Source organism: Pseudoalteromonas sp. SR45-5 (assembly GCF_014163565.1).
Classification (GTDB): domain Bacteria; phylum Pseudomonadota; class Gammaproteobacteria; order Enterobacterales; family Alteromonadaceae; genus Pseudoalteromonas; species Pseudoalteromonas distincta.
Genome location: NZ_JACJDN010000725.1, coordinates 1 through 1,830, shown reverse-complemented (window position 1 = coordinate 1,830; position 1,830 = coordinate 1). Strand labels below are relative to the sequence as shown.

Annotated in this window: 1 protein-coding gene; it reads left to right on the top strand. The window is 31.9% G+C overall.

All coding sequences use genetic code 11. The features are described from left to right. Window positions 1-1,745 (top strand): response regulator (locus tag H5072_RS21335; protein ID WP_259395984.1); only part of this gene is annotated, 1,745 nt, incomplete at its 5' end. Window positions 1,746-1,830 lie beyond the last annotated feature (85 nt).

Sequence of the window (1,830 nt, the reverse complement as noted above, 5' to 3'; positions counted from 1 at the left end):
GCCCGAGTATAATTAAAAATAGTATTAGCGCTTTAAGTAGTCGTTTTCCACCTACATGGCGCTTACATGTGCAACCTATGAATATAATAGTACGCCCACAAATAACTAAATATAGTTTAATTAGATTAGGGTTAATCTCTTTTTGTGTATTTGCCTTTGTGTATTATTTTTTACGTTTGCCAAGACGTTTACACAACGAAATAAAACAAAAAAATCAGTTAATACTTAATAGGGAAGAGCTATTTTCAAGTTCTCTTGATGCATTGCCGCATGGGTTTGCTATTTTTAATAGCCACGAATTTCCTGTGATTACTAACAATGCATTTAATCTTTTATTTGCACAGGTGAATAAACAAAACGGTCAGCTATCGTATAGCCAGCTGATAAGTATTGCACAACAGCATAATATTATAAATCATTACCATGAACATCATAAGCTTGATGATGAGCGTAACCAATTAATAGATATAGGTTTTACAGACGGGAAGTGGATAACTGTATTACAAAGACATACAGATTTTAATGGTTTCGTTTGCTACTTTAGAGATGATACAGAGGCACATCAAAAAGAATGTTTACTCGCTGATGTTCTTGAAAAATCAAAACAGACAAATCAATTAAAAGAAAAATTTGTTACAAGGCTTAGCCGTCAATTAAAAACGCCTTTATCATCTTTAAAGTCATTAGTTGAAATATCTAAAGATCCAATAAGCTTTAACGAATTTAAAAACAATGTGGGGAATATTTCTGATGCATGCGACCAGCTCGAAAGTGTAATTCAACAACTCGTAAATATAAATAAATCGGAAATAGGTAAGTTAAAACTGCAGGCCAAAAACGTTAACCTGAATCATATGATCAATAATAATATTTCGATTTTAACTAAAGAAGCTGAAAACAAAAAAATAGTTCTTAAAAATAATATTACGCCTGGGTTAACCGTGGTAAGCGATGAAAAGTTAATTTCTCAATTGGTTATTCAGTTAGTGACAGAGGTTTTGGATTCGTCAAATAATACAACGCTTTCAATTGACGCTCAGATTAAAAATGAAAGTAACCGTAATTACTTACACCTAGACTTTTCATTAAGCAATTTAATCGACAGTAGTTACTTTATAACTGAGCTTAAAAGTATATCGGGTGATGATATAGCACGTCTCATAGATGATAAAGACGTTTCATTAGAGTTAAAGTTTTTTATCTCAATATTTAAAATGTTAGGTGGTAAAGCGATAACTGTAAGTAGTAACGCGAATAAATCAACGATAACGCTTTCTATGCTGGTAAACAAAGTAACGAAGCAAGATAAAGACAATGTGCAAAAAGTACCAAGTAGATCATTAAATACTGATTTAGTAAAAGCGAGTTTAGTGACTAAAAATCACCAAAACACGCTACTACTTGTTGATGACGATCCACTTGTAGAAATTGTGATTAGGGCAATGCTAAAAGATCAGAATATCATAATAGATTACGCATGCAGTGCGATAGAGGCTATGTTGATGGTTTCGCAAAATAGTTACGACATTATTCTAATGGATATAGTAATGCCAGAATTGTCGGGAACTGACGCTATGTTAAAAATTAAAAAACACAGTGATAATTCTAAAACTAAAATAATTGCGCATACATCGACACCCGATACAGAATCTAAATATGTAAATCAGGGCTTTGATGACATGTTATTAAAGCCAGTGAAACAAGGTGTTTTAATAAACCAAATAACACGTATTTTAAAAAGATAAGCCGCTGGGGTAATAAATGAAAAACATTAATGAAAATATGGCAGAAGTTATCGAGTTTAAAGTAACGCCAATAAATAAAACTAAA